The following is a 25727-nucleotide window of genomic DNA, read 5'->3' on the forward strand; positions in this document are numbered from 1 at the left end:
GGGCCTCATTGCGAAAACCAGCCCCGACCGCTGTTTGGCGGACCGGCAAATTTGTAGCTCAACCCTACGCGAACGATTTCCTCAGTCAATTTGGCCGAGTGCGTCCATGCGAATGGGCTTAGCGCGCCCACGTTTTGTGGTGCCGGAGCCGTCCGATCACCGAGATCGACATGGAGATACTCGAACTTGGCCGTCCACGGGCCGCTCACAACAGTCTCCCAGCCGAGGCCCGCCGTCCAGCCAGGTTTCACGCGGGAGTCGGAGCCCGCGAATCTAAAGCCCGTGGATCCGGGAAAATCAATTGCAGTCGAAAAGGCATAGTCCGCATAGGCCAATCCTGCAGTCGCGTACAGCATATTCGATGGGTTTACGAGCAACCCCAGGCGTCCGCGGACGGTGCCGAGGTAATTCGATCGGAAACTGTTTTCCCAGGTGTTGGATACCCCGGCCGCGAGCGGGAACGGTCCCCGCAACTCGGATGATCGTAGATCGGTGTAGTTGATATCCGTTTCGAGCCCAATGACTGTCTTGTCGTATTGCACATTGCAGGAGACGCCAGCGCCCGCCGTAATCCCTCCAGCGCGTTGTGAAGCGGCCGAAGTCGCCTGCTGGGCGGCAAGTTGCGGGACGGCTCCGGCGATTTGCGCAAAATCAACGATGACGTCGTTTGGAGCGGAATCGAAGCGAGCCTTGGCCGAACCATAACCGGCATTCACGCCGACGCTGCAGCCGGTCCAGCCAAAGGGGACGACCGGTAGCGGCGGCGCCTTGACTGGCATATACGCGGCAAAGGCGGAACTCGCCTCGTCGAACCGCATCCGGAAATGCGCTTTCGCCTCCCAGGCATCGATGCCAGGCGTGAAGAATGACAGATAGCCGCCCGACAGCCACAGTTCGGCTTGTGACCCGAGCTGGGCGCGGACGCCGCCGCGCAATTGTCCATGCCAGCGTGTGAGCCCGACGTCGGTGCCGTCGATCGTGGTGACAGTATCGACCAACTGCTGAGTGTCGTACCGCAACGTGGCCTGGACGAACGGCTGCAGCAGAAGTCGCTGGTCGAGCACAAAGTCTCGATTGACCTCCACGGAACCTTCGACGTGACCCCAGCTATAACCTTGGCCGGGGATCGGAAATCCCTGACTGCTTGTAACACCCGAGACCTCGTCGTGCGCATGAAAAAGCGTGAACCGGGGCAGGACACGCATCCACGGCGTATCGATGATCTGGGTGATGCTCGTGGACAGGAAGGCGCGGTCGACTGGCATGTTGGCGCCGTGCCCGAACACGTCGAAGGCACGGTCGAGCCGCACGTAGCCGAGCCAGGCATCGAACAGCGTCGTTGGGCTGATGAGCCACCCCAGATAGGGCCCTCCGCCGATTCCCGACTGGTAGATCGACGCATTCAGTCCGTCGTACGTGACTTTGGTGCTTTCCGGATTGAACGCAAAGCCCACAACGAGGTCCGGGCTGACACGATAGTCGAGCCCGTATGTAAGTTCCTGTAGCGTGCCTTGCGACGTGAGCCCGACAACCCGGTCGGTGTAGTTGACCTGGCGCGGTGTCATCCAGGCATGCCAGCCGTGGCCCATCGATGCCGAGGTCGGACTGGTGGCGACGCTTGCGTACTGGTTGAACCCGGCGAGAATCGCGTCCGAGATGAAGTAACTGCGCGCAAAGTCGGTCCCGAGCGCGCGTGCGAGATTCGCGTGCGGCACCGGCATGGGTGGTGGCGGCCCAGGTGGTGGTGGTGGTGGTGGCGGCGGCGGCGGTGGAGGCGGTGGAGGCGGTGGAGGCGGCGGTGGTGGTGGCGGCGGTGGCGGCGGGAACGGTCCGGGATGTGGAAATGGTATGAAGCCGTTCCAGTGCCGCGGAAGCCGCGGAATTGGCCCCGGCGGCCCCGGCGGCGGCGGTGGCGATATCGAACATAGCTGGTTGGTGAATGCATTCACCTCATTCGAGACCGACTTCTCGCCGACCAGCGGTCCCAGGACGCCGCCATAGGCCCTGAACTTCTCATGGTCATCGAACGACGGCGGAAACACCTCGGTTGCAGTGTCTGTTCGCAAATCGAGGAAGGTGGGTCCGCCGCTGAGCGTTCCGCTCTTGCTGAAGCGCCACATGAAACCAGTCTGCGGATCGCCCTGCACGCTGCTCGCGTTAATGCAATAGTCATTGGTCGCGGAACGATAGCCATCGAAGCCCAGATGGATTCTGTCCGCGCCGATCGCGACGTTGCCGGAAACGAGCGACGCCGCGGTCCCCAACAAAAAAGGGCGGACCCGCGTCTGCCAATGTCGCTCCGTCGAAGCGGAACATGCGCGCTGTCGATTGGATCCGACCGCGGCTTCGGCTGGCTTCGTCGATGGAATCAAGGCCGATCGAGTTCGCGGTGCATCCATCCGCGGTCTCCACAAATCAGCCCCACCCCACGCTAGCGCTCCGGGATGAAACATTCAGTCACATAATTGCGGTGCGATGAATTGCTACCTTAAATCGTTTTCCAATGTTGCCAGGCAGCAACTATTCATTACAACTTATACGATCGTTCCCTAACAACGTCGCGCGATCGGCGCCAAGCTCTCCGCTTTGCCGCACGAGCAATGGCACAGACTGCACATTGCTCCTGTGGGCCGCACCACAACTGGGTTCGCGATCCGACTCCAATTTGTTCGCGGGGAACGAATCGGAATCAGGAAAATCGGCGCGATCCAGACGTTAACAACGCATATACACCGGCCGCATCCGAACAATCGATGTTGTATCATGATGAGATTATTGCTCTCGGCGCGGAACATCGCGGCGCATTTCAGGTGCACTGCGTTCTCCCGCATCACTGATCGAGCGATGAACCGCACCACGGCCACGTTCCCGATCCGACTCCAGTTTGTTCGCGAGGAACGAATCGGAATCGAAAAATCGGCGCGAAGCGATTCTTAACAAGACATTGCGCGACTTCGATGCCGCGGCACTTTGTTCGGCGGATGAGCGCACGCGTAACCGGACATCCATCGACGACGTCACTGCGTCGGGTTACTGCGCGCCAATTATTCGGCCGCGCCTTGCGCGGGTCAGCCGCCAGCTCTTGAGGTGAAGCCAGAGCGCTTCGGCGACCGGTCCTTGCAAATGTTGACGTCGACGGACGGCCGCAAGATTTTCCTCGCGGCCCGGAAAGTTCGGTCCGGCGATACTGATCAGCCTGCCGTCCCGCAGCTCGTCCTCGATCAGCCACGCAGGCAGATGGCCCCAGGCGAGACGATGCAGGATCAACTCCTTCTTCATCATCTGGTCTGGCACGCTGCACTGATGCGCACCGTCGATCAGGAAGAAGTTTTCCGACGACGGTCGCCGCGCCGTGTCGCGGATCACGCACTGCGTGAAGGGGCGCATGTGCTCCGGCGTGACCTTCTTCGTCCACGCAAATGGCAGAAAGCCGGGAGCGACAACCGGCACCATGGCGGTGGTCGAGAGCTTGATCTGTTCGAAGCGCGGATCTGACGGCTCCGCGCGATGAAACACCAGATCAGCGTTATCATCGATCAGGCGCTCGAGCGGTCCGCCGACCGCCTCATATTCCAGGTGCAGGCGCGTGTTGGGATAGCGGGCAAAGAACCCGGAGAGCATCTGCAGCACCGGCGGCCGTGGGCACAGGTCGCCGATGACGATGCGCAGGACGACCTCTTCTCCGCCGGCAAGCTGCTCCGCATAGCTCTGCAGCAGCTCGAACTCGCGCAGCGTCACCTGCGCGCGTGCGTGAAACGTCCGGCCGGCGTCCGTCAGCCCGATGCGGTATCCGCTGCGATCGAACAGCGTGAGGCCGAGCTGCTGCTCGAGCCGGGCGACCGCCGCGAACACCGACGGGTGCGACCGGTTCAGAGCGGTGCCGGCGGCCTGAAAGCTTCCCTTGGTCGCGACAGCGTCAAAGCAGCGCAAATCGTGCAGCTTGATCCGATCCATTGTCCATAAAACCTACAGAGATCGATCAATCTTAGTAATTTTTCTTCGAAGGCGCGAGTCCTAGCCTGGCTCGACGCGAAGCCTGGCGGCTTCCTCCAGCACAAGGGACTGACGAGATGAGCGGCGATCGACACTTCACCACGGCGGATGGCTGCCGGATTGCGTACCGTATCGACGGTCCCGACGATCGGCCGGTGCTCGCGCTGTCGAACTCGATAGCCACCAACCTGCACATGTGGGATCGCTCAATGCCCGCCCTCACCCGCTCGTTTCGCGTGCTCCGCTACGACACCCGCGGTCATGGCGGTTCAGACGCGCCGGTCGGCGCATACTCGATGGATCGGCTCGGCCGCGACGTGGTCGAACTGCTCGACCACCTCGCGATCGATCGCGCCCATTTCCTCGGTCTGTCGCTAGGCGGCTTTATCGGGCAATGGCTCGCCATCTTCGCGCCTGACCGCATCGATCGCCTGATCCTCTCGAACACCGCGCCCTATCTGGCGTCCGAGCTGCCGTTCGACGACCAGATCCGCGCGGCGCTGGCTGCCCCGGATATGAATGGAATCGCGGACGGCTTCATGCGCAACTGGTTTCCGGCGGCGATGCTGGCTGCACCGAACGACATTGTCGACGAATTCCGCAACATGGTGCTGACCACGCCGCCGCGCGGTCTCGCCGGATGCTACGCGGCCCTGCGCGACGTCGATCTCCGCCGCGTCATCTCGCTGATTGCGGCGCCAACGCTCGTCATCGGCGGCGAGAGCGACACCGTCACGCGGGCCCGCCACAGCGCTGATATCGCCGCGACAATCACCGATGCCAAGCTCGTTCTGCTGCCCGGCGTTCACATCCTCAATGTTGAGCTGCCGGATCGATTTAACCGAGAGGTCGCGCGTTTCCTGGCGCTCTCGGCCACATGACTGCGTAGCCCGGATGAGCGAAGCGACATCCGGGACCGCTCTCAGAGTACGCGATCGGGCCCCGCATATCGCTTCGCTCATGCGGGCTACAGGGATCACGCACCATAATCGTTCTCCATCCGACTCCATTTTGTTCGCAAAGAACGAATCGGAATCGAAAAAATCGGCGCGAATCGATTCTTAACAACGCGTTGCAGATTTGATTCCGGTCGACTCTGTAGGGCGGACTAACACCGGGTTACGCTTGGCTGACCCGCCCTACGCAACGTCCAACGTCATATTTGAGCTCCGGCCGCAGCGCGCGCATCTTCTCCGCCAGCCTGTGGCTTGACGTCTCCTCCGCATGCGCCAGCCGGTTGACCAGCGCGACATAGTCCGCATCGCTCTTGTGCTGGTTCAGCTTTGACTGGCCCTCGATCTCGTCGACGACGATGTCGATCACCCTGATACCCGCCAGCATCGCTTCGCGCTTGCCGGGCTCCATCTGCGTCAGGTCCCAGGGCTGCTTCGGCAGCCGCGCCTCGGAGGCCGCGAGCAGCGCGTCGCCGTGGCCGCGGTTCTCGCCGTGATCGCGCAGATGCGCGACGCCCGACAAATGCACCGCCTCGTAGAGCCAGGTCGAGACGTTGTCGGGTGAGACATACCAGTCGTTCGAGATGTAGGCGTCGTCGCCGGAGACGATCAGGAGGAAGCGCCGCGTGCCGTCGGCGAGCTCGACCAGCGGATTCTTCGCGGTGAGATGGATCTGCACGATCACGCGCTCGTCGCGGCGCTCGATCACGAACGGCACATGGGACGCGCGCGGGCCGCGCGCATCGGCGGCGACGATAGCGCCGAAGCCGCGCGCCGCCGCAAAGGCGAGCGCGCGGTCTTGCTCGATGCGAAACTGGGGACGGAGGATGTGCATGGCGGCGGCGCTCGCAAGCTGGAGGGAGACGACCAGCAAGGCTAGCGCAACTTTCGCCGGAGATCACCGCCATGCACGATCCGGCTCAGCAGATCATGGCATTGTCGCCGTGATCGCAGACGCCGCCGGGCTGGTCCCGCGGCAACGCCTCCGACTCGCCGAAACGCGAAACCGCCATGCGCGGCGGACCACCGCTCCAGCGGCCGGCGGCGGCATGGCTCTTCACGAGCGCAGATGGGCCCGCCGCCGGCACCTCGTGTGCCATGGCCGCCCCCGTCAGCATGGCGAGCGCGGTCAGCGCGGCCGCAACCTGTTTGATCCCTGACATCAGTTGCTCCTGTTGGATTCGGCACGCCGGCGCATTGTTCGCCGCACGCCGATCGGTTCGCGCTCACATCATGATCGATCGCTCTGCCGTCTTATTCCGACGCCATGAGGCAAGCGTTTGGATGCAGGACAGTGCACCCGCGCATCTTCTTCCACGTCGATCCGACACGTTCGGTTGATCGCAGCGTGACAGACGAGGTCCCGACGCGAACCCGCAAATCAAACCGGGCTGCGCCGCCTGCGACAAAACAGCCCGACGGCAACTCAGCAAAACCTGTCGATATCAGAATAAGAAAATATTCCGCTTACTGCCCTTTGCTCGCGGCCCATGGGTGCGATCAGACAAAACATGTCGCGAGAATGCGGATGTATGACTCGCAGCGAACCACACATTCGATGTCGTCCCGGCGAAGGCCGGGATCCATAACCACAAAAGGATGTTGTCGAGCATCGCTGGAACGACGAGTCCCATTCACTACACCTGCTGTGGCGTATGGGTCCCGGCCTTCGCCGCGACGACGATGTGGAAGAACGCGAGCCCGGACTATCACCGCCATGCTGAGGAAGCCGCGCAGCAGCCGTGTCCACCGTTGAACTGGGGGCAACGGACGGGTTACGCTGCCTCCAACCTCACGCCCTCCCGCTGGAAGGATCACCATGAACGGCAATCGATATTATGGCGTCCGCGTCGAGGGCGCGAAATACGGCGTGGGGTTCGGCTCGGCGCTGGCGATCGCGATCTCCTACACCAAGAACCATTCGATCCTGTGGGCGATCATCCACGGTATCCTGGGCTGGCTCTACGTGATCTACGCCGCGCTGTTCGGGTGAAGCGCACAAGATGACGGTCATCTCGATTCAGTCACAGGTCGCCTGGGGCCATGTCGGCAACAGCGCCGCCAGCTTTCCGATCCAGCTGCACGGCATCGACGTTGTCGCGGTGCCGACCACGCTGCTCAGCAACCGGCCCGGCTATCCGACCATTCGCGGCCGGGTGCTCGACGTGCAGCTGGTCGCCGACCTGCTGCGCGGCATCGAGGAGCGCGGCGCGGTCGAGGCCGCGCGGCTGATCCTGTCGGGCTATCTCGGCTCGGCCGACATCGCGATGGACGTTGCCGACTTCGTCGCCCGCGCGAAAGCGGCGAACCCGGCGCTGCTCTATTGCTGCGATCCCGTGCTCGGCGACCGCGACCGCGGCATGTTCGTGCGATCGGACATTCCGCCGCTGGTGCGCGACGAGCTCTGCCCGCTCGCCGACATCATCACGCCCAATCATTTCGAGTTCGAATTCCTCTGCGGCGCGCGCGTGACGACGATCGATGACGTCGTCGCGCAGGCGAGCGCGCTGATGGCGCGGGGACCTCAGACCATCGTCATCACCAGCGCCGAGTTGGCCGGCACGCCGCAGAGCGAGATCGAGACGCTGGCGATCGAGCGCACTCAATCCGACAAGATATATGCCTGGCGCGTGCGCACGCCGCGGGTTCCGATCAGCCCGTCCGGCACCGGCGACCTGTTCGCCGCGCTGTTCGTTGCCGCCCGCGCGCGCGGCCTGGCGACGCCGGATGCGCTCAGCCACGCCGCGTCAGGCATCTACGGCGTGCTGGAGCGCACCGCGCAGAGAGGAACCGAGGAAATGCGCATTATCGAAAGCGCCGGCGTCATGCTTGATCCGAAGCCGCGCTTCGCGGCGGTCGCCATCGCCGCATCCTGACATCCGGGACAGGTCTTCATGATCGACATCACCACCCTCCTCACCTACGCCGCCGTCGTGCTCGGCCTGTTCCTGATCCCCGGGCCGGCGGTGCTGCTGGTGCTCGCGCGTTCGGTCACCGGCGGCGCGCGCGTCGGCGTCGCGACCGGGTTCGGGATCGCGCTCGGCGATCTCGTCCACACCGCGATGGCGACGTTCGGCCTGTCTGCCGTGCTGATGACCTCGGCGCTGGCGTTCTCGGTCGTGAAATATGCCGGTGTGATCTACCTGATCGTGCTCGGCGTCCGCGCCCTGTTGGAGAAGAACGACGACCTGAATTTGCCGGCGGCGCAGCCGGTCGATCCGCGCCGTGCGTTCCGGCAGGCGATCTGGGCGGAAATGCTCAATCCGAAGACCGCGCTGTTCTTCCTCGCCTTCCTGCCGCAGTTCGTGCACCCCGGCCACGGCTCGGCGGTGGCGCAGTTCGCGACCCTCGGCCTGATCTTCGTCGTGATGAGCGCGGTCTACACCTCGCTGCTCGCGCTCGCCGCCGGCCGGATCAGCCCGTGGATCCGCCGGCATCGCCGCATCGGGCAGTGGCAGGGCCGCGTGGTCGGCACGATCTACATCGCGCTCGGCGTCCGCCTCGCCTTCCAGGAGCGCTGATGTCCCCGCTCAGGCCGCAAGCCACGAGCCGATCTTCTGAGGTCGCCCCGATCACGGCCGCGTGATTCAAATCGTCTGGATTCCCCGTAGTTTACCGATGGGGGATCACCCGGATTCTCAGTGCCCGCGCGCGCTGTTATTCCAGCGCACGAGAATCGCTTCGGCATGGGAATCGGAAGATGTCTGCAGTTTTCTTTCACTGCTCCGACGACAAGCACGTCATCCTGGATCGCACCGGCGCCGCGATGGATCTGGCGGAGGCGCGCCTGTATGCGGAGCAGCTGGCGCGCAGCTATGTCATGACACCAAGCGTGGAAGACTGGCGCAACTGGGCGGTCCACGTCACCGACGACATCGGAACCGAGATCTTCGAGCTGCCGTTCACCGCCATCCTCGGCGAGCTGCACTGAGGGCATGCCATGAACTCGATGGAACTTGCCCTGCGGCCGTTGCGGCGCCACCTCGCCCGCCTCATCGCGCGCTGCGTCGCGCTGATCGATGGCGTCATCAATCCCTATCGCCCCGAACTGTACTACATGCGCGGACCAGGCCCGAAATGCCGCGCCCGGCGGCAAGCCGCACTGCGCGACTAGAGCCTATCCCGTTCCGATTGAATCGGAACGGGGCTCTAGATTCTTGTTTTGACGCGTTTTCTTCACGCGAACCGGTATCCACTTCGCTCGAAAACGCTCTGGCTTCGCGGCATCCGCAACGAGAAAAGGCCGGCGGGCGTTACGCCACCGGCCTTCTCCTGCAGCTGCCGGTTCCCGGAGTCCGGTTCCGCTGCGATTCCACTTGGTCTTGAGCTTGCGACGACTGTTTTAATCAAATCTTAACGGCATGGCGGTGAGCTGGTTTCAAAGGACTCCTTCGCCGTGCGGCGTGGTTTGTTCGTTCATCGTGCTTGATGCGCTGCACATCGTTTTTGCGCCAATCGCACGTTGATTGTGCGCCACGCATCTTAGGGAATGCTCGACTCAGTGTTACCCTGTGATGCAAACCGAAACGGAGACTTCGGAATGCCGTACTACACCTTCGATCTCGTGGTGGGGGACGAGTTCCGTAATCAAGGAACCATCATCCTCGAAGACATCAGCCTCGCCTCCGACCGCGCCGACCAGCTCGCCAACGAGCTGTCGCAGGTCAAGCCGGAGCTTAAGGCGCGTGGCTGTGCGGTGCGCGTCACCGACATCGACCGGCGCGAACTCTACCGCACGCCGCTCGATCCCGTGCCGCGGTGGCGCAGGGCGGGCTAGCGTCCGTCGGTTAGATCTGCGGCGATCGCGCTCGCGCGATCCTAGTGTTGTTGCGCGACGGCGGGGACGTCTGCTCTGCCCGCCGTCAGCTCTGATGCGGTCCGCGCATCATCTTCAGCGCGTCCTCGATATGGCGCCAGTCGCGCGCGTCGTCGGTCTCGCCCTTGCTCTCGCAGGCCACGGCGTTCTGCGCGGCCTGGGCGATCGCCTCGGGGCCGTGCTTCAGCAGCATCTGCCGGGCGATGGTGTGGATTTGCATCTCGGCTAACATGGCGCTCTCCTCGGCTGTCGACTGCTGACATCAGAAACCACCGAGCGCCGCGTCTGGTTCCAGCAGCGCGCCGTGCGCACCACAATCGGCGGTTCCCACACGGCGCGGCGGCGGTTACAGAGGGGCCATGGCGCAGAACATCTATGACGATCCCGGGTTCTTTGCCGGCTACAGCCAACTGCCGCGGCAGGTCCGCGGACTGCTCGGCGCGCCCGAATGGCCGGCGATCCGCGCCATGCTGCCCGATATCGCGGGCAAGCGCGCGGTCGATCTCGGCTGCGGCTTCGGCTGGGTGTCGCGCTGGATGCGCGAGCAAGGCGCGTCCGACGTGCTCGGCGTCGACCTCTCGCAGAACATGATCGCCCGCGCCACCGCCATGACGCAGGATGCGGCGATCACCTACGAGATCGCCGACCTCGAGACGCTGGAGCTGCCGAAGTCGACCTTCGATCTCGCCTACAGCGCCCTCACCTTCCACTACATCAGGGACTTCGATCGCCTGGCGCGCATGCTGCATCGCGCGCTGGTCCCGGAGGGGCACCTGGTCTTCACCATCGAGCATCCGATCTACATGGCGGCCGCCCATCCGGACTGGGGGCAGGACGAAGACGGCCGCAAGACCTGGCCGGTCAACCGCTACTTCATCGAAGGCGAACGCCGCACGGACTGGTATGTGAAGGGCGTGCTGAAATATCACCGCACCATCGGCACCACGCTCAACGCGTTGATCGGCGCCGGCTTCACGCTGCGCCATGTCGAGGAATTCTCCCCGACACGTGAGCAGGTCAAGGCGATGCCCGAACTGGCCGACGAGCTCGAACGCCCGATGATGCTGCTGGTGTCAGCGCAACGCTGAAGCATGATCCGGAAAAGTGCGAAGCGGTTTTCCCTCGCGACAAACACGGGACGCGTTTGCGCGGAGATCATGCTCAAACCAAGAGCCAAAGCGCGATGAAGCTTCAACCCGAACGCATCGCGCTTTGGCGTCAGGCTGCGAGCAGCTTGTCGAACTCCTCGGGCGGGTATGATTTCCCGTCCTTGTCGGTGATCACCACCTGCCATCCCTCGCTCGCCCAGACCTTGGCCTTGGCGATGATGATGAAGGTGCTCTCGCGCTCGATCCTGACCGTTTCGTTCTCGCGTTCTGCGATCATCTTGTAGGTCAACGCTTGTCCCTCGCCGACTTGGTCGATCCGGCGTTTGTTGGCAGCGGCTTTGGGCCGGATTTCGCTGGGACTGTGACAATTTGGTGGAAGCGCCGGCGCAGGATATGCCAGCGCGCAATTTGCGGTCGCGCCTAACGCGCGATGTGATCAGGTTGAATCGTCATCGCGCTTTAGCTCTTTGTTAGAAGCGGCCTCTGCCCGCGCCTCCATCATGCCGAGCCGCCCATCATGCGTTAGCATGACGGCAGCGCCGCCCAGCAACAGCTGCAATGCCGCGCGCCGTGACGGCCGACCCAATGCGACGCCGTCCGTTTCTCGATTGTTGTTTGGCAATGGCCGCCTTCCAGAAGCAGAACGGAGGTTATGGTGCCGGCTCAAGCTGTCAACGCATGCGGCGCGCATGGCCGCCACAAGAAAAACCCCGCCCTGGAGGGACACCAGGGCGGGGAAGGTTCATTGGGTAGAAATCCACGCGCCTGGAATTGGAGAGCGCGGGGAAGTAGCGGCAACAATTCTATTTGCCGCCGTCGTTCGGACAACAGGATTAAAGCGCGCGCAACGCCGGGACTTTTTCCCGATCGAGCCGGCAAAAATCCCGAACCTGGCTTGCGCCACGCCATTCACTGCACCACGTCGAGCCTGACATTCGTGATGCCCTTGCCGATCATGCCGAGCGATTGCGCGGCAGAATGCGAGACGTCGACGATGCGCCCGGGAACGTAGGGTCCGCGGTCATTGACGCGCACCGTGACCGAACGGCCGCTCTTGACGTCGGTGACGCGCAGCTTGGTGCCGAACGGCAATGTCGGATGCGCGGCGGTCAGCTCGCGCCCGTCGAACTTCTCGCCGCTCGCGGTCGGCTGCTCCTCGCTGTAGAAGCTCGCGACGCCGTGCGAGGCGATCTTGCTGTCGCCGGTCCTGCGCGAGGCATAAGGCGTATGCCTGCGCGTTGTGGCGACACGTGTGCGCGTGGCAGATGACGCAGCCCGTGTCGGCTCGATCGATGCCGGCCGGCTCGCGAGCGCCTGTGAGCGCTGGCTGACAACGGAGGACTGCGCGCACGCCGCGAGCGACGCTGCGCCGATCATCACGGCAAGCAGCCGGAGCGGCTTTCGGGCATGCGCAAACGGGATCGGGGCCGCAGCACCATCCGCGCTGCATTTGACGCCGACGTACGAGATGACTGCATCGTCGCGTGACATTGTTGCACCCCCAACTTGCGCCCCAGCCCAAGCCGAAAATCCAACGCCCTATCAGCCGAATCCAATCGGGGCGGAACGGTGGCGGAGCGCGGTCAGACGTGCCGCACGCAATGCGATTTGCCCTCGGCTGTGGTGGATGCGCCACACAACCCAGGCGCCTCACCCGGAAATGCCGGCTCGAAGCTCCCCACTCGTGCCGCGGATGCCACGCCCCTCGCCCCCGGCTTGGGTTCCCCAAACTCCCCAACCTCTCCACCCTCTCGCCTTGCTTTGGTCAAACCGGACTGGAGTCGTGGGGACAGGGTCAGGGGTCAATACAGAGCGTAAATTTGCCGGCCGCCCATTTGCGGTTGACCTTGGAATGAAACGGGGACCGCCATGCAATCGACACTGAAAGACGCAGATCCACACGATATTTTCGCGATCGAGCCCAGCTTCGCTCCGGTACGCCCGGACAACGCCGCTGCGCCTGCCGGAAGGGCAGCGCCGGGGCAGCGCGAGCCCTATTTCGGCCCGAGCCTCGCGCCTTCGTCCGCGCCCCCGGCCGCAGCCGTCGCCTCGGTGCCGCCGGTCACGCCAATGTCAGTGGCGCCGGAGCCGCCGGCCGAGCCGGCCTATAGCGCGCCAAGCCATAACGGCCGACTGGACGACATCAGATTGGACCGCGCGCCGCGCCCCACCAGCAAATGGGCGATCCGCGCCTTCTGGTTCTGCTTCGCGATCGCTGGCGCCATGGGCACCGCGGCGTGGCAGCACTACGGCGATCGGGCCAAGCAGATCGCCGCCGAGTGGGCGCCCCAGATCGCACAACTGACCTCGCTGATCCCGGGCAAGTCCGTGTCCGCATCCGACCAGGCGAGCGCGCCGGCCGCGCAGGCGGCGACCACCGATCAGCCGGCAGCTGAAGCCGCACCAGCCGCCCCGCCACAGGACGTCGCCACGGCCGCGCCCGCCGCAGCGGCGCCCGCCCCCGCAGCAGCACCGGCTGCCGCGGCCGCTCCGGTCGCAGCGGCCGCGCCGGTCGCAGCTAGTGTCCCGGCGGCGCCTGCAGCGGCACCCGACCAGACGCAGTTGCTGCAATCGATGGCGCGCGATCTCACGTCGATGGGACAGCAGATCGAGCAGCTGAAGACCAGCATCGATCAGCTCAAGGCCAGCCAGGATCAGTTGGCACAGCGCGTCGCGAAGACCGACACCAGGGCCGTCGAGCCGCGGCCGGTCGCTCCGCCGCGCCCGCGCGCCGCGGTCACGCCACAGGCGGCGCCGCATGCCGCCGTTGCGCCGCCACCGGTGCGCCGGCCGGCGCAGGCCTACATCCCGCCGCCTCCGCCGCCTGCATCAGCAGCGCCGCTGCCGGCTCCCGCCGCCGCCCCCCAGGCGGTTGCGGCACCGCGGCCGGTGCAGCAGCAGTCCTCGGTTGTTGACGCGGATGATGGCGGCCCGGTGGTTCGGCCGCCGATGCCGCTGCGCTGAAGTCTGACTGACCGGTAAAAAAGCGTGCGGCCGATCGCGATGACGCGATCGGCCGCCCTGCGCTTCGTATCTGAATTACGCGCTCTGTCCCGGCGGCAACACCACCACGGTCGCGCCCGGCTTGACCCGCTGATAGAGGTCGATCACGTCGCCATTGGTCATGCGAATGCAGCCCGACGAGATCGCCTGCCCGATATATTCGGGCTGATTGGTGCCATGGATGCGATACAGCGTGTCCTTGTTGCCCTGGTAGAGATAAATGCCGCGGGCGCCGAGCGGATTGGCCGGTCCACCGGCGACTCGCTTCGGATACGGCCCGAGCCGCTCCTGGATATCCTGGGTCGGAACCCAATCCGGCCATTCGGCCAGGCGGCCGACGGTGGCGACACCGGAGAAGGCCATCGCCTCCTCGCCAACGGCGACGCCGTAACGGATCGCCTTGCCGCCGGGCAGCACGTAATAGAGGTAGCGCGCGTCGGTATCGACCAGGATCGAACCCGGCTGCTCCCGACGGGTGTACTCGACAATGTGCCGCTGGAACTGCTGCGGGATCTTGGCGTCCGCATAGGGCGGATGCGCCAGCAATTGCCGATCGCGCGACGTCATCGCGACATCCGTCGCCGGCGACAGCGTCGCCTGCATGCACCCGCCAAGCGCAAGCGATCCCACAAGGACCGCAGCAAGCCCCAACTTTGACACGATCATTCTCCCCTGCGTCAACTTGTGCCACATGCTGCCGAAATCGTGCTTAAATCGTGGCAGCGCAGGTTGGAACACGTCTGTTTGATCGGTTCTTTCCGTGAGTGTGTCCTGTCGGTTGCACTCGGTTCCCCTGGACGCTAGCCTCACAAAAAACGTCCAAAACCTTCGGAGGAAATTCATGCGTTACGCTCTGCTGATCGGCGGCCTGATTGTCGCAGCAACCCCTGCCCATGCCGATCCGCGCGCGGCCTATGTCACGATGGTGCTGCAGGCCTTTGCCGCCAAGGTCGAGTGCCCCGGCACCGATCTGGTCTATCAGGACCTCGTGCAGCGGGCGCAGGACATGCATCTGCCCGACGGCACCACCGAGAAGGTGCGCAAGGCGATCGCCTTCATGCATACCGGCGGCAAGATGGGCGAGAAGCAGGCCGACGACCTGATGACGGAAGTCGCGATCGCGACCCAGACCACCGACCTCGATCAGCGCCGTGCCGGCAGCATGACAACCTGGTGCCAGGACCAGAAGACTCGGCTTGCGGGTTACATCAGGACGAAGGAGTAAACTCCAACTTTCAATCGAGCTCCGGCGGCGCGAACCAGTTGGTCAGCGACAGGCCGCCGTCGACCACGATCGACGCCCCGGTGACGTAACCGGAGAGCTTTTGCGAGAGCACGGCGAGCGCCATCGGCGCGAGATCGTCCGCCTGGCCAAGCCGTCCGAGCGGAATGTGCTTTGCCAGCGCGGGATCGGCGACGAAGCCGCCGGCCGCGATCGCGCCGGGCACCAGCGCATTGACGCGGATGCCATGGCGGCCCCAGCTCTTGGCAAGCTCCTTCACCAGCATCGCCATGCCGGCCTTCGCGGTCGAGTAATGCGGCAGGTTGCGCGGCGTGCCGGCATGCAGCGAGGTGAGCAGCAGGAACGATCCCGGCGTCTTCGATGCGATCAGCCTGCGTGCCAGTTCGCGCGACAAATGAAAGCCGGCATCGAGATTGACCGCATGCATCTGCCGCCAGGTCCCTTCATCGACGGCCATCGCATGATCGGCTTCGCGGCGCGGCGGCGAAGCACTGTGGACGAAATGGGTCACCTGCCCGAGCGTGGCTTGCGCATGCGCCAGCAGGGCGTCGCACGCCGCGCGCTGTGCGAGATCGCCGGCCCACGCGACCGCGAGCTCGGGACGCGGCGCGGCCTTGATCGCCGCCAGAACCCTGTCCTCATGCAGATCGGCAAACACCGTCCGCACACCTTCGCCGACCAGCGCCTGCGCGATGGCGCGGCCGATGCCGTTGCCCGCGCCGGTCACCAGGGCTGTCTCGCGCGCGGGATCGAACGGCGATGTGAACTGACTCATGATCGCGAAACTCCCGGGATTGGCAGACCTGCGCTCAGTATGGCGGCGCCTTGCGCGCCCGCTGTGCCTTGGCGGCTTCGATCCACCAGGAAAAATCGTCGGCAAAACGCGGAAAGGCGCGTTCGAGTGCCTTGCCGGCCTCGCCGATCGGCTTGCCCTCGGCCGACAGCGTCTGCGCGATCGGCCCCGCACCGATCGTGCTCGATATCACCACCATGCCCATCTCGGACAGCGTGCCGTGCCAGGCGGTCGCGGCGCGGACGCCGGCGAACCGCCCGGCCGAATAGCTTGCGATCGCCGCGGGACGCCAGAACCATTCCTCGAGGAAATGGTCGGTCAGGTTCTTCAGCCCGGGCTGGATGCCCCAATTGTACTCGCCGGTGACGAACAGGAAGCCGTCGGCGTCGCGGATTTTTCCGGCGAGCGTTTCGAGCACGGCCGGTGCCTGCCCCTTGGGATGTTCCTTGTACATCCGGTCGAGCATCGGCAGGCCGACCTCCTTGGCATCGATCAACTCGACATCGTTGCCCCGCGCACGAAGGCCGTCGACGACGAAGTGTGCCAGCCGGATGCCCATGCGATCCGAGCGATAGGAGCCGTAGAACACGAGAATGCGGTGGGTCATGATAGGCCGATCCTAGCACGGTGCGGCAACAGCGTCCTGCGGCGCGGCGCGCGGCGAGCCGCCGCGCACAAGTGTTAACCGGCCTTCCGGCTCGTTTCGCCGGCATTAAGCAATTCGTCGCAGGCCCTTCGCCGTGGCCAAAAATCGCCAGATTTCTTTTCTGGATATGTTTTCGCTTCGAGAAGGAGGAACCGACATGCGGATCGCAAAGCTGGTTTTCGCAGGCTCGCTCGCAGCCATCGCTGCCGTTGCCACGCCTGCGCTGGCGAAGAGCACCGAGCGCCAGAAGGCCGACGAAAAATCCACCACCACCACCACTTCGTCCGGCTGCCAGGCCTACCAGCAAGCCGCCGACGGCACCTGGAACCAGCTCCCCTGCGGCGAAGCGGGCTCGAACGGCGCCACCCAACACCGCCCCGCGGCCAAGGGCGCTGACGACGACGAGCACTGACGTGTCACGCCCTGCCGCCACGCGCGGCCGGGCGAAGTGGCACCTTCGACTTTCGGACCAAACGGCCGGGACCGTTGCGGCGGCTCCCGCATCATAAACCCAAGCTTAATGCACGCCCGCTACGGTTGAGGCCTCCCCTCTCTCGTCAAGAATGGCGCGCATCCCATGAAAATCGGTACTCTCCTGACGGCCGCGATCGTCTCACTGTCCGCGGTCGGCGGCGGACTGGCGGCCTATGTCGCGGTGACCAAGTACCAGACCATGGACAAGGTCTCGACCGCGCAGAGCCGGCTCGAAATCGTCCGCGCCGTCGGCGACATCCCGCGCTACATGAACTCCGAGCGCGGCATGTCCACCAACCTCTTGTTCAGCACCGGCGCGATCGACCAGAAGCAGATCGCCGATCTCGACAAGCTGCGCAAGCTGACCGACGACGCGCTCGCCAAGGTCAATCAGGTCCGCACCATGCTGCCCGGCTCGCTCGACGACGGCGAGGCGGTTGCGAGCGCGATCGATGCGCTGAAGGCCAAGTTCGCCGCGCTCCGCGACGCGATCGAGAAGGCGATCGCAGGTCCGGTCGACGCCCGCCGTCCGGCGGCAACCAAGATCGTCGCCGACAACTCCGTTTTCAACGCCGGCGTCACCGTGCTGCTCGACGAGCAGGTGCGCCGCCTCGCCGGCCTTGACGGCAACGCCTACCGCCAGGCCAGCTACGCCAATGTGGCCTGGACGCTGCGCGACACCGGCGGCCTTAATGCCAGCCTGCACAAGGCGCTGGTCGGCGCCAAGCGCGTCGCGACCGAACAGGAAAAGCTGGAGCTGTTCCGCAGCACCGGCCGCACCGAGCAGATCCTCTCGACGCTGCAGGAGTTGCGCAACAATCCGGCGACATCGGCCAATGTCCTGACGGCGCTGGGCAAGATGCAGGCCGACTATGTCGAGCGTTTCGGCAAGGCCCTGAAGCTCGCCAAGGAAGGCGCGATCTCCGGCAAGTATGAGCAGGACGTCGAGACCTATTATGCCGAATCCCAGATCGGCCTCGCCTCCATCATCACCGTGCGCGACGCGTTCTACGAGAATGCCGAGCAAGGCCTTGCGAGCGCCTATTCGTCGGCGCGCTTCAGCTTCGTGGTGGCGCTGATCGGGCTGCTCGCGGTCGTGGCCGTCAGCGCCGGCCTGATCGTCATGGTCCGCCGCCGCATCCTCAACCCGATCGCCGCCCTCACCGGCCGGATGTCGCGCCTTGCCGCGGGTGAAGTCGCCGAGACGATCCCGGGCGCCGCGCGCAAGGACGAGATCGGCGCGATGGCCGCCGCCGTGCAGGTGTTCAAGGACAACAAGATCGAGGCCGATCGCCTCGCTGCCGAGAAGGAAGCCGAGAACGACGTCAAGATGCGCCGCGCCCGCGTGCTCGACGACCTGACCCGCACCTTCGAAGCCAAGGTCACCGAGCTGGTCGGCGGATTGTCCGCGGCATCCTCGGTGATGGAGGAGACGGCGCAATCGATGTCGGACACCGCCGCCGCCACCAACCGCCAGGCCGCCGTCGTGGCCGCGGCATCCGATCAGACCTCGACGAACGTGCAGACGGTGGCGAGCGCCACCGAGGAGCTGACCTCCTCGATCTCGGAGATCGCCCGTCAGGTCGCGACCTCGACCGAGATCGCCGCGCGCGCGGTCGACCATGCCCGGCGCACCGGCGACACCGCGCGCTCGCTGGCCGAGGGCGCGCAGAAGATCGGCGACGTCGTGACGCTGATCCAGAGCATCGCGGCACAGACCAACCTGCTCGCGCTCAACGCCACCATCGAGGCGGCCCGCGCCGGCGAGGCCGGCCGCGGCTTTGCCGTGGTCGCGTCCGAGGTGAAGTCGCTGGCCGGCCAGACCGCGAAGGCAACCACCGAGATCTCCGAGCAGATCACCGCGATCCAGACCGCGAGCGACGAGACCGTGACGGCGATCCGCAGCGTCATCGACGTCATCACCGAGATCGACCAGATCGGCACCGCGATTGCCGCCGCGATCGAGGAACAGGGCTCGGCGACCAAGGAGATCTCGCGCAGCGTTCAGGAAGCCGCGCGCGGCACGCAGGAGGTCAATTCCAACATCTCCGGCGTGCAGCGCGCCGCCGACGACACCGGCGGCGCTGCGAACCAGGTGCTGGGCGCGGCCGAACAGCTCTCGACGCAGTCCAAGGACCTTGCCGGCCAGGTCAACCGCTTCCTGTCCGACGTGCGGGCGGCCTGAGGTGATGGCCGGGCACGGCCCCGCCCGTCACGGCTGGCGAACCGTCTAGCCGCCGCGCAACCCGAGCACGCGGCGGGCGATCGCCTGGCGATGCACCTCGCTCGGGCCTTCGTAGACCCGCATCAGGCGCGCCTTCTGCCACAGCGCGTTGAGCGGCAATTCCAGGGTCACGCCGAGCGCGCCGAGCGTCTGCATGGCGTGGTCGCAGGCGTCATAGGCCATCTCGGTCGCGAACACCTTGATCATCGAAGCCTCGTGGCGGATGTCCTCGCCGCGGTCGGTCTTGTCGGCGGCCTCGCGCACCATCAGCCGGCACGCATGCATGCGCGTGGAAACATCGGCGATCCACCACTGGATCGCCTGGCGCTCGGCGAGCTTGACGCCGAACGTCTCGCGCTGCCTGGCGTGCTCGCACATCATGTCGAGCGCACGCTTGGTGATGCCGACGCAGGTCGACCCCATCTCGAGCCGCCGCGTGCGCAGCCGCAGCTGCATCGGCGCGTAGCCCTTGCCGACCTCGCCCAGCACGGAATCCTTCGGGATGCGGCAGTCCTCGAACACGATCTCGTAGGTCGAGCCGCCGCCGACCATCGGGATCTCGCGCTCGATAATGAAGCCCGCCGTGCCCTTCTCGACGATGAAGGAGGTGATGCCGCCCTGGCGCTGATCGTTGCCGACCCGCGCCATCACGATGATGAAGTCGGCGGCGCGCGCATTGCTGATCCAGATCTTGCGGCCGTTGAGCACCCACTGTTCGCCTTCGAGCACCGCGCGCGTCTTCATGCCCGCGGGATCGCCGCCGGCGCCGGGCTCGGAGATCGCGATCGCCGATGCCATCCGGCCCTCGATATAGGGCTGCAGATACTTCTTCTTCTGCGCATCGGTACCGACCGCCTGCAGCATGCGCAGGTTCGGCGAGTCCGGCGGCAGCACGAACGGCACGCAGCTGCGGCCGAGTTCTTCGTGCACCGCAGCCATCGTGCGCGTCGGCAGGTCGTGGCCACCGAGATCCTCGGGCGCATCGAGGCCCCAGAGGCCGAGCTCTTTCGAGACGTCGCGCAGCCGCTTGCGCTGTTCCGACGTGAGCTCGGGATGATCGCTGCCGGGCAGCTTCGATTTCAGATAATGCGGCTCGAGCGGGATCAGTTCGCGGTCGACGAATCTCGCGACGGTCTCGCGGATCATGGCTGTCTGTTCGTCATCGCTCATCTGAGATTCCTCGCCTAACGCTGTTGGATTTCAAGAACCAGTAGCGCATTTTTTGTCGGCGGGAATAGCGGAAACGCGCAGCCGCGCTCACGCTCGCGCGATGGTTTCACGGCGCGGAATTCAATATCCCGCGGCGTGGTCGATGCCTACGCAAATGCGCGGGACGCGCCCGTGCATCGCGCAGCCGATCGCGCCGCACGAGGTTGTTGCCCCTGAGCAAGCGATCGACGCGGCGCTAGTCGGCGAAGCCGACATAGCGGACAAAATCGTTGTTGGCCTCGCGGTCGGAGCGCACCGCATTGGCGGCAAAGCTGTCGTCGGGATAGCCCATCGCGACGCAGGTCATGATCACCTCGTCTTCCGGGATGTCGGCGACCTCGCGCACGATGTCGGAGCGCATGATGCCCTGGCCGTTGATCACGCTGCCAAGGCCGCGATCCCAGGCCGCCAGCACGATGCCGTAGCAGAGCGCACCGAGATCGAAATGGCAGACCGCGCCGGGATCGAGGATGCGGTCGTAAGTCAGGACCAGCGACACCGGAGCATCGAACTGACGGAAGCCGCGCAGCACCCAATCCTGCCGCATCGGCTTGTCGTCGCGGGCGATCCCCATCGCGCCGAACAGCTTCTTGGCGATGTCGACCTGGCGGCCGCGGTGCACGCCCTGGTACTCGCCATGGCTGACGATGTCGCGCTTCACCTTGGCGCCGGCGACCATCTCGTCCATGTTGCGGCGGCGCACTTCCTCCAGCGGCGCCCCGGTCAGGACGTGGACATGCCAGGGCTGGGTGTTCATCGAGGACGGCGCGCGCTTGGCCACCTCGATGATCTCTTCGACGGTCGCCCGGGACACCGGCTGCTTCTTGAACCCGCGCACGCTTTTGCGTGACTGTACCAGCGTCTCGAATTCCATTCCGCGCTTCCCCGATTTTGTTCCGCGCTGCACGCGGAATTTCCTTGATCTGATCGGGGTATTTTATCGACAAAATCGGCCATGGGAACTTGATCGGGCCAAGAATCCCGTATCCAATCCGGCCACTGGTTTGGTTTAGGGAGAACCCAGATGAAGCGGATTTTCTTGGCGGTGGTGATCGCGACCTTTGCCGCCAGTTCGGCATTTGCACAGGACGCCTCCTGCGAGACGAAAGCGGTCGGCAAGGACGGCAAGCCGCTGGCCGGCGCGGCCAAGACCTCGTTCATGAAGAAGTGCACCACGGATGCCTGCGAGAGCAAGGCAGTCGGCTCCGACGGCAAGAAGCTCGCCGGCGCGGCCAAAACCTCGTTCATGAAGAAGTGCCAGAGCGGCGCCTGAGCCCTCGACGGCGCTAACATCCCCCTCAATTCGGACAGATCATCGGGTCGCGCAGGGCGCGGCCCGAACGGCTATTGATCCGTACGCTTCAAGCCCTCAGAACGAGACGCCGACCCGCACGCCCCTGCTCCAGACCCGCCGGCAACGCTTCCGGGTGTTGCCGTGAAACATTTCGAAACGTTCTGGCAGCTGGATCGGCTTGGCAAATTCCAGGCAGGCCCCGCCGGCGGAATAGTCCACCAGCCGGCATTCGATCAGCGGCGCCTTCGGTTCAAGCTGGAGCTTGACCACGCTGGACACGCATCCGCTCGGACGAACACGCGCAAATCTCCGGGGATGCATCAGGCCGCCTCAGGTGAAATCGTACCCACAGGCTCGTCGGCGGTCGTTAAGATTCCGTTCAGATCGATGGTTACGAACCGTGGCTGCCGGACGGATCGGCGCGGGTGGCGCCCGGACGGCGCGAGGCGGCCAGCGTCTCCGATGGCGCTTCCCCGAACTGCGACCGATAGCTGCGCGAAAAATCGCTTAAGTGCCAGAATCCGTAGGCCAGCGCGCACGTCTTGACGCTGGGTGCCCCGGCAAGCAGTTGCTGGCGCACCAGCCAGAGGCGACGCAACCGCAAATAGCGATGCAGGCTGACGCCCCGGTAGCGCTGGACGGCGTCATGCAGCGTGCGCACCGACACGCCGATCTGCCTGGCGAGTTCGCCGCTGTAGATCGGATGCGCCACGTCGCCTGCCAGAATTGCGCGCGCGTCGTTGAAGACCTTGAACTGGCGCGTCGTGTTGGCCCGCGTCGTCCACTTGGCCGGCACGATCTCGGCGAAGGCGTTGTCGATCGCCGCAAGCAGCGTCTCCTTGATCGACTCGCCGCTAGCGAACTGGGCATCGTCGCTCGGCTGCGACGTCACGAGCAGGATGTGCCTTACCACTTCACGCAGCCGATCCTGCGCGCGTTGAGAAATCTCGTGAATGCTGAAATGAAGACCCGCCTGCGGCCAGCCGCGGTCGACAATCGCCGGCGTAAACATCACCGAGGCATATTGGCGGGGCGTCTCCTCCACCGACGAGTAGAACGCGCCGCCGCCACCGAGCACGATGACCGCGCGATCGCGCTCGACGCCGTTGAAGCGGATCGGGACCCCGTCATCCATCGTGAAGCCGACCGCGGTGGTCTGCGGCGCAAGCTGCGCGTCGACGATCCGCGGAAAGGACTGCGTGTAGTTGAGCTCGCATCCCGGCAAACTCAGGATGACCTGCTCGGCCGAAATCTTCCGCGCAAGTGGCGTGAAATCAACATCCAGATTTCGGATCGAACTCCGGAATGCATCAACATCGTCAAAACGAAAGACTCTCGGCACCGGCAATGGCGCCGTCAAATGACCGCTCCTGTGAAATGCTCTTGAAAAATTGCGCGCGACGCGGCGCCTTGCGCGCCGGCCCCATCAATAACTTCCATGCACAAAATGCGAATCGTCCAATAGGTTCAATCAGGAAAAATGCGGTCCGTTCGTCGAACCGGACAATCCGGCAATGTAACGCGGCTGCCGAATTTCGATAGTCTTTAGCGGGATATCCACCGCCGAGATCGGCCCTCCCCATCAATTTCTATACCCCTATTAAAGATTCGAGGAGCAGATTGGCATTGGGAACGATGATGTTCCTCGTCGCGGACCATTTTAGAGACCGCAATGATAGTTATTGCCTCGCCCGATCTTATTGCCAAGCTCGACCATGTCTTGAGAGCCGGTTCCCCAGACCTCCACACGCGCATGCTGCAGGAGGTGGCTGGGCTGTTTCTCGAAGACGCTCACCGCCTCAGCGCGCACCACGTCGAGATGTTCGACGGCATCCTGGTCCGACTGATCGAGAGCGTCGAGCTGCGGACCCTGACCACGCTCAGCCGCTCGCTTGCCGATGTGCGCCTGGTGCCGCGGGAACTCGCGCGCCGTCTGGCCAACCATGACGACGCCGATGTCGCCGCTCCGATCCTGCGCAAATGCGAATGCCTTCCCGATGCCGACCTGACCGACATCGCCTGGATGCGGGCCGAGGGACACCTCTGCGCGATCGCAGGACGCAAGGCCGTCAATGCGGAGCTCACGGACATTCTCTTGCTGCGGGGCGACAGCAGCGTGCTTCGGGTCCTCGCGCGCAATCCCGGCGCTGATCTGACCAGCGCGGGCCTCGCCATGATGGTCGATGCCGCCGAGCGCGACGACGACATCGCCGAGGGATTGATCTCGCGCAAGGAGCTGCCTCGCCGCGTCCTCGCCGACCTCGTGATGCGGTCCACGCCGCGCCAGCAGGCCCGGCTGCTCAAGCTTGCGCGGCCCGACCTTCAGGACACGATCCGCGCCGCCATCAATGCCGGCGCAGCCCGCGCCTCCGCAATCCCACCAGCCACAATCGACGATGCGGAGGCGCGGGCCACGGTGACGACGCAGCGCTCTCACGCTGGAAGCGCTCTCAGGTCGTGTGAGTGATGCAATGACGTATGGTGACCGCAGGGCGGAACGCGTCAGGCTCGAGACGCGCTATCCCGTCAATCTCATGGGTGTCGACGGCACGTGGCGGCGGAGTTGCATCCTGCTCGACGTCTCGCAGAGCGGGGCCCGGCTCGAGGTCGACGGAACGCTCGATGTGCTGAAGGCCCAGGAGTTCTTCCTGGTGCTGTCCTCGCGTGGACTGGCCTTCCGCCGCTGCGAGCTGGTTCGCGTCGACGGCGCCGAGATCGGCGTGCGATTCATCGAAGAGCGAAGGCGAAAGGGACGTCCCGTCGTTCCGAAATAGGAATTGCCGAAATGAGGATTGGCGGCATCAGGCCCGAGAGGAAGTTGACGACATGAGCGTGCAGAGATCGACCAACATCGCGGTGTCGACCGCCTCCACCGCACCGTTGCGCGGGACCATCGAGATCGACTGCGCCGGCACCGTCGCGACGTTTGCGATCGACGAGGAAATGGCGCATCGCTTGTGCGCCGATCTGGAACGGTTTCTGACCCAGGCTCAGCACAAGACCCGCGCAGCACGCCGACCTTGACCTGCGGACGACCGCGCCGCGCCTACTCCCGCTTGAAGCGATAGTCGAAGCGATCGCCGTCCGCCCTGATCAGGCCGACCGTCGGAGCCGGAAAATGGATCGGCAGGATCAGCGTGTCGGTTTCGGCGACGGAGGCAAAGAACTTCCGCCGCGATAGTGCCGATTGCTTCGGGTCCCAGTCGGGCTTGGCCGACCACTCCGGCTCGCGGCACTGGATCGCATGGTGCATCAGATCGCCCGCGACCACCGCGCGCTGGCCCTTCGAGAAGATATTGACGCAGCAATGGCAGGGCGAATGGCCGGGCGTCGGCGTCAGCGTGACGGTGTCGTCGAGCGCGTAGTCGTCGTCGACCAGCAGCGCCTGACCGGCCTCGACGATCGGCAGGCAATTGTCGCGGAACACCGTGCCGGGCGGATTGGCACCCTTGGCGTTCTCGGCCTCCCACGCCGCATACTCGCCCTTGTGGAAGACGTATTTCGCATTCGGGAAGGTCGGCACCCAGCGCCCGTCACGCAGCGTCGTATTCCAGCCGGTGTGGTCGATATGCAGATGGGTGCAGAACACATAGTCGATCTGCTCATAGGAGATGCCGAGCGCAAACAGCTCGTTGCGCCAGCGCTCCTTGCCCGGGAAGTCGAACGGCGGCGGGTGTCCCTTGTCCTCGCCGGTGCAGGTATCGACCAGGATGGTGTAGCGCGGCGTCCGCACCACGAAGGTCTGATAGGTGATCACCATCATGCCGCGGGCGGCATCGAAGACCTCCGGCTCCATCGTCTTCAGATGATGCTTGAACACATCGTCGTTGTAGGTCGGGAAGAAATCCTGCGGCCGCCGCCACGGTCCTTCACGCTCGATCACCGCGTCGATCGTGATGTCGCCGATCCTTATCTGCTTCATGGCTGTTTCGCTCCCACTTTTTGCGAAGCGTAGCGGGCGGTGCCTGAC

General features: G+C 64.7%; 32 protein-coding genes. 16 read left to right on the forward strand and 16 right to left on the reverse strand.

Going from position 1 to position 25727, the window contains the following annotated elements; translation table 11 throughout:
• Window positions 1-5 precede the first annotated feature (5 nt).
• Both JEY66_RS25530 and JEY66_RS25535 read right to left on the reverse strand, forming a co-directional pair.
• On the reverse strand, window positions 6-2399 hold the full coding sequence (locus tag JEY66_RS25530) for an autotransporter domain-containing protein (RefSeq protein WP_129964993.1): 2394 nt from the start codon (window positions 2397-2399) through the stop codon (window positions 6-8).
• Window positions 2400-3030: 631 nt separating this feature from the next.
• Window positions 3031-3954 (reverse strand): LysR family transcriptional regulator, encoded by a 924-nt coding sequence (locus JEY66_RS25535; RefSeq protein ID WP_018271368.1) that lies wholly within the window; start codon window positions 3952-3954, stop codon window positions 3031-3033.
• Between the two features lie 116 nt (window positions 3955-4070).
• Between JEY66_RS25535 and JEY66_RS25540 the strand changes: the two genes are divergently transcribed.
• Window positions 4071-4874: an alpha/beta fold hydrolase gene (locus JEY66_RS25540; RefSeq protein WP_018271367.1), complete on the forward strand. Its 804-nt coding sequence runs from the start codon at window positions 4071-4073 to the stop codon at window positions 4872-4874.
• A gap of 238 nt (window positions 4875-5112) precedes the next feature.
• On the opposite strand, the gene JEY66_RS25545 is transcribed toward JEY66_RS25540, so the two are convergent.
• Both JEY66_RS25545 and JEY66_RS25550 read right to left on the reverse strand, forming a co-directional pair.
• Complete coding sequence (locus tag JEY66_RS25545) at window positions 5113-5781, reverse strand: FMN-binding negative transcriptional regulator (protein ID WP_038373397.1); 669 nt, start codon at window positions 5779-5781, stop codon at window positions 5113-5115.
• 85 nt (window positions 5782-5866) lie between these two features.
• The gene (locus JEY66_RS25550; RefSeq protein WP_018271366.1) at window positions 5867-6109 is read right to left on the reverse strand and encodes a hypothetical protein; all 243 of its coding nucleotides are present in this window, start codon (window positions 6107-6109) and stop codon (window positions 5867-5869) included.
• Between the two features lie 656 nt (window positions 6110-6765).
• On the opposite strand from JEY66_RS25550, the gene JEY66_RS25555 reads away from it, so the two are divergent.
• From JEY66_RS25555 to JEY66_RS25580, 6 genes are all read left to right on the forward strand, one after another.
• The gene (locus JEY66_RS25555; RefSeq protein ID WP_016840760.1) at window positions 6766-6939 is read left to right on the forward strand and encodes a hypothetical protein; all 174 of its coding nucleotides are present in this window, start codon (window positions 6766-6768) and stop codon (window positions 6937-6939) included.
• Between the two features lie 10 nt (window positions 6940-6949).
• Entirely contained in the window at window positions 6950-7822 is an 873-nt protein-coding gene (pdxY, locus tag JEY66_RS25560) for a pyridoxal kinase PdxY (protein ID WP_018271365.1), read from the forward strand.
• Between the two features lie 18 nt (window positions 7823-7840).
• The gene (locus JEY66_RS25565; RefSeq protein ID WP_018271364.1) at window positions 7841-8467 is read left to right on the forward strand and encodes a LysE family translocator; all 627 of its coding nucleotides are present in this window, start codon (window positions 7841-7843) and stop codon (window positions 8465-8467) included.
• A gap of 179 nt (window positions 8468-8646) precedes the next feature.
• On the forward strand, window positions 8647-8877 hold the full coding sequence (locus JEY66_RS25570; protein ID WP_016840757.1) for a DUF6894 family protein: 231 nt from the start codon (window positions 8647-8649) through the stop codon (window positions 8875-8877).
• 9 nt (window positions 8878-8886) lie between these two features.
• On the forward strand, window positions 8887-9060 hold the full coding sequence (locus JEY66_RS25575; RefSeq protein WP_016840756.1) for a hypothetical protein: 174 nt from the start codon (window positions 8887-8889) through the stop codon (window positions 9058-9060).
• A 426-nt stretch (window positions 9061-9486) separates the two neighbouring features.
• Window positions 9487-9723, forward strand: coding sequence for a hypothetical protein (locus tag JEY66_RS25580; protein ID WP_016840755.1), 237 nt, complete (start codon window positions 9487-9489; stop codon window positions 9721-9723).
• 85 nt (window positions 9724-9808) lie between these two features.
• On the opposite strand, the gene JEY66_RS25585 is transcribed toward JEY66_RS25580, so the two are convergent.
• On the reverse strand, window positions 9809-9994 hold the full coding sequence (locus JEY66_RS25585; protein WP_016840754.1) for a hypothetical protein: 186 nt from the start codon (window positions 9992-9994) through the stop codon (window positions 9809-9811).
• A gap of 127 nt (window positions 9995-10121) precedes the next feature.
• On the opposite strand from JEY66_RS25585, the gene JEY66_RS25590 reads away from it, so the two are divergent.
• The gene (locus JEY66_RS25590; protein WP_018271363.1) at window positions 10122-10850 is read left to right on the forward strand and encodes a class I SAM-dependent methyltransferase; all 729 of its coding nucleotides are present in this window, start codon (window positions 10122-10124) and stop codon (window positions 10848-10850) included.
• Window positions 10851-10980: 130 nt separating this feature from the next.
• Here JEY66_RS25590 and JEY66_RS25595 read toward each other — a convergent pair whose 3' ends face one another.
• Both JEY66_RS25595 and JEY66_RS25600 read right to left on the reverse strand, forming a co-directional pair.
• Window positions 10981-11160: a hypothetical protein gene (locus JEY66_RS25595; RefSeq protein ID WP_016840752.1), complete on the reverse strand. Its 180-nt coding sequence runs from the start codon at window positions 11158-11160 to the stop codon at window positions 10981-10983.
• A 620-nt stretch (window positions 11161-11780) separates the two neighbouring features.
• Window positions 11781-12362: a septal ring lytic transglycosylase RlpA family protein gene (locus JEY66_RS25600; protein ID WP_018271361.1), complete on the reverse strand. Its 582-nt coding sequence runs from the start codon at window positions 12360-12362 to the stop codon at window positions 11781-11783.
• 378 nt (window positions 12363-12740) lie between these two features.
• Here JEY66_RS25600 and JEY66_RS25605 point away from each other — a divergent pair, with 378 nt between their 5' ends.
• Window positions 12741-13835 (forward strand): hypothetical protein, encoded by a 1095-nt coding sequence (locus tag JEY66_RS25605; RefSeq protein ID WP_018271360.1) that lies wholly within the window; start codon window positions 12741-12743, stop codon window positions 13833-13835.
• Between the two features lie 75 nt (window positions 13836-13910).
• Here JEY66_RS25605 and JEY66_RS25610 read toward each other — a convergent pair whose 3' ends face one another.
• A complete protein-coding gene (locus tag JEY66_RS25610) occupies window positions 13911-14540 on the reverse strand; it encodes a L,D-transpeptidase (protein WP_016843930.1) in 630 nt (209 codons plus the stop codon).
• A gap of 175 nt (window positions 14541-14715) precedes the next feature.
• Here JEY66_RS25610 and JEY66_RS25615 point away from each other — a divergent pair, with 175 nt between their 5' ends.
• Complete coding sequence (locus JEY66_RS25615) at window positions 14716-15099, forward strand: hypothetical protein (RefSeq protein ID WP_016843931.1); 384 nt, start codon at window positions 14716-14718, stop codon at window positions 15097-15099.
• A gap of 10 nt (window positions 15100-15109) precedes the next feature.
• Here JEY66_RS25615 and JEY66_RS25620 read toward each other — a convergent pair whose 3' ends face one another.
• Together JEY66_RS25620 and JEY66_RS25625 are read right to left on the reverse strand one after the other, a co-directional pair.
• Window positions 15110-15892 carry an SDR family NAD(P)-dependent oxidoreductase gene (locus JEY66_RS25620; RefSeq protein ID WP_018271358.1) on the reverse strand — a complete coding sequence of 261 codons (783 nt, stop codon included), beginning with the start codon at window positions 15890-15892 and terminating at the stop codon, window positions 15110-15112.
• A 34-nt stretch (window positions 15893-15926) separates the two neighbouring features.
• Window positions 15927-16517, reverse strand: coding sequence for an NADPH-dependent FMN reductase (locus JEY66_RS25625; RefSeq protein WP_018271357.1), 591 nt, complete (start codon window positions 16515-16517; stop codon window positions 15927-15929).
• Window positions 16518-16713: 196 nt separating this feature from the next.
• On the opposite strand from JEY66_RS25625, the gene JEY66_RS25630 reads away from it, so the two are divergent.
• Both JEY66_RS25630 and JEY66_RS25635 read left to right on the forward strand, forming a co-directional pair.
• A complete protein-coding gene (locus JEY66_RS25630) occupies window positions 16714-16968 on the forward strand; it encodes a hypothetical protein (protein WP_018271356.1) in 255 nt (84 codons plus the stop codon).
• 165 nt (window positions 16969-17133) lie between these two features.
• On the forward strand, window positions 17134-19215 hold the full coding sequence (locus JEY66_RS25635; protein WP_018271355.1) for a methyl-accepting chemotaxis protein: 2082 nt from the start codon (window positions 17134-17136) through the stop codon (window positions 19213-19215).
• 45 nt (window positions 19216-19260) lie between these two features.
• Here JEY66_RS25635 and JEY66_RS25640 read toward each other — a convergent pair whose 3' ends face one another.
• Together JEY66_RS25640 and JEY66_RS25645 are read right to left on the reverse strand one after the other, a co-directional pair.
• Entirely contained in the window at window positions 19261-20424 is a 1164-nt protein-coding gene (locus tag JEY66_RS25640) for an acyl-CoA dehydrogenase family protein (RefSeq protein ID WP_018271354.1), read from the reverse strand.
• Window positions 20425-20659: 235 nt separating this feature from the next.
• Window positions 20660-21337, reverse strand: coding sequence for a nitroreductase (locus JEY66_RS25645; RefSeq protein ID WP_016843937.1), 678 nt, complete (start codon window positions 21335-21337; stop codon window positions 20660-20662).
• A gap of 150 nt (window positions 21338-21487) precedes the next feature.
• Here JEY66_RS25645 and JEY66_RS25650 point away from each other — a divergent pair, with 150 nt between their 5' ends.
• Window positions 21488-21736, forward strand: a complete 249-nt coding sequence (locus JEY66_RS25650) for a hypothetical protein (protein WP_016843938.1) — start codon at window positions 21488-21490, stop codon at window positions 21734-21736.
• Window positions 21737-21832: 96 nt separating this feature from the next.
• Here JEY66_RS25650 and JEY66_RS25655 read toward each other — a convergent pair whose 3' ends face one another.
• From JEY66_RS25655 to JEY66_RS25665, 3 genes are all read right to left on the reverse strand, one after another.
• Entirely contained in the window at window positions 21833-22078 is a 246-nt protein-coding gene (locus tag JEY66_RS25655; RefSeq protein ID WP_026192700.1) for a PilZ domain-containing protein, read from the reverse strand.
• A 70-nt stretch (window positions 22079-22148) separates the two neighbouring features.
• Window positions 22149-22982: an AraC family transcriptional regulator gene (locus JEY66_RS25660; protein ID WP_244620796.1), complete on the reverse strand. Its 834-nt coding sequence runs from the start codon at window positions 22980-22982 to the stop codon at window positions 22149-22151.
• 94 nt (window positions 22983-23076) lie between these two features.
• The gene (locus JEY66_RS25665; RefSeq protein ID WP_141381936.1) at window positions 23077-23343 is read right to left on the reverse strand and encodes a hypothetical protein; all 267 of its coding nucleotides are present in this window, start codon (window positions 23341-23343) and stop codon (window positions 23077-23079) included.
• Between the two features lie 86 nt (window positions 23344-23429).
• Between JEY66_RS25665 and JEY66_RS25670 the strand changes: the two genes are divergently transcribed.
• The 3 genes from JEY66_RS25670 to JEY66_RS25680 are packed head-to-tail and all read left to right on the forward strand — an operon-like array spanning window position 23430 to window position 24781.
• Window positions 23430-24224: a DUF2336 domain-containing protein gene (locus JEY66_RS25670; RefSeq protein ID WP_080650360.1), complete on the forward strand. Its 795-nt coding sequence runs from the start codon at window positions 23430-23432 to the stop codon at window positions 24222-24224.
• 4 nt (window positions 24225-24228) lie between these two features.
• Complete coding sequence (locus JEY66_RS25675) at window positions 24229-24531, forward strand: PilZ domain-containing protein (RefSeq protein ID WP_016843942.1); 303 nt, start codon at window positions 24229-24231, stop codon at window positions 24529-24531.
• A 52-nt stretch (window positions 24532-24583) separates the two neighbouring features.
• A complete protein-coding gene (locus JEY66_RS25680) occupies window positions 24584-24781 on the forward strand; it encodes a hypothetical protein (RefSeq protein ID WP_016843943.1) in 198 nt (65 codons plus the stop codon).
• Window positions 24782-24803: 22 nt separating this feature from the next.
• On the opposite strand, the gene JEY66_RS25685 is transcribed toward JEY66_RS25680, so the two are convergent.
• Window positions 24804-25679, reverse strand: coding sequence for an MBL fold metallo-hydrolase (locus tag JEY66_RS25685; protein ID WP_018271351.1), 876 nt, complete (start codon window positions 25677-25679; stop codon window positions 24804-24806).
• Between the last annotated feature and the right edge of the window lie 48 nt (window positions 25680-25727).

Source organism: Bradyrhizobium elkanii USDA 76, assembly GCF_023278185.1.
GTDB lineage: Bacteria > Pseudomonadota > Alphaproteobacteria > Rhizobiales > Xanthobacteraceae > Bradyrhizobium > Bradyrhizobium elkanii.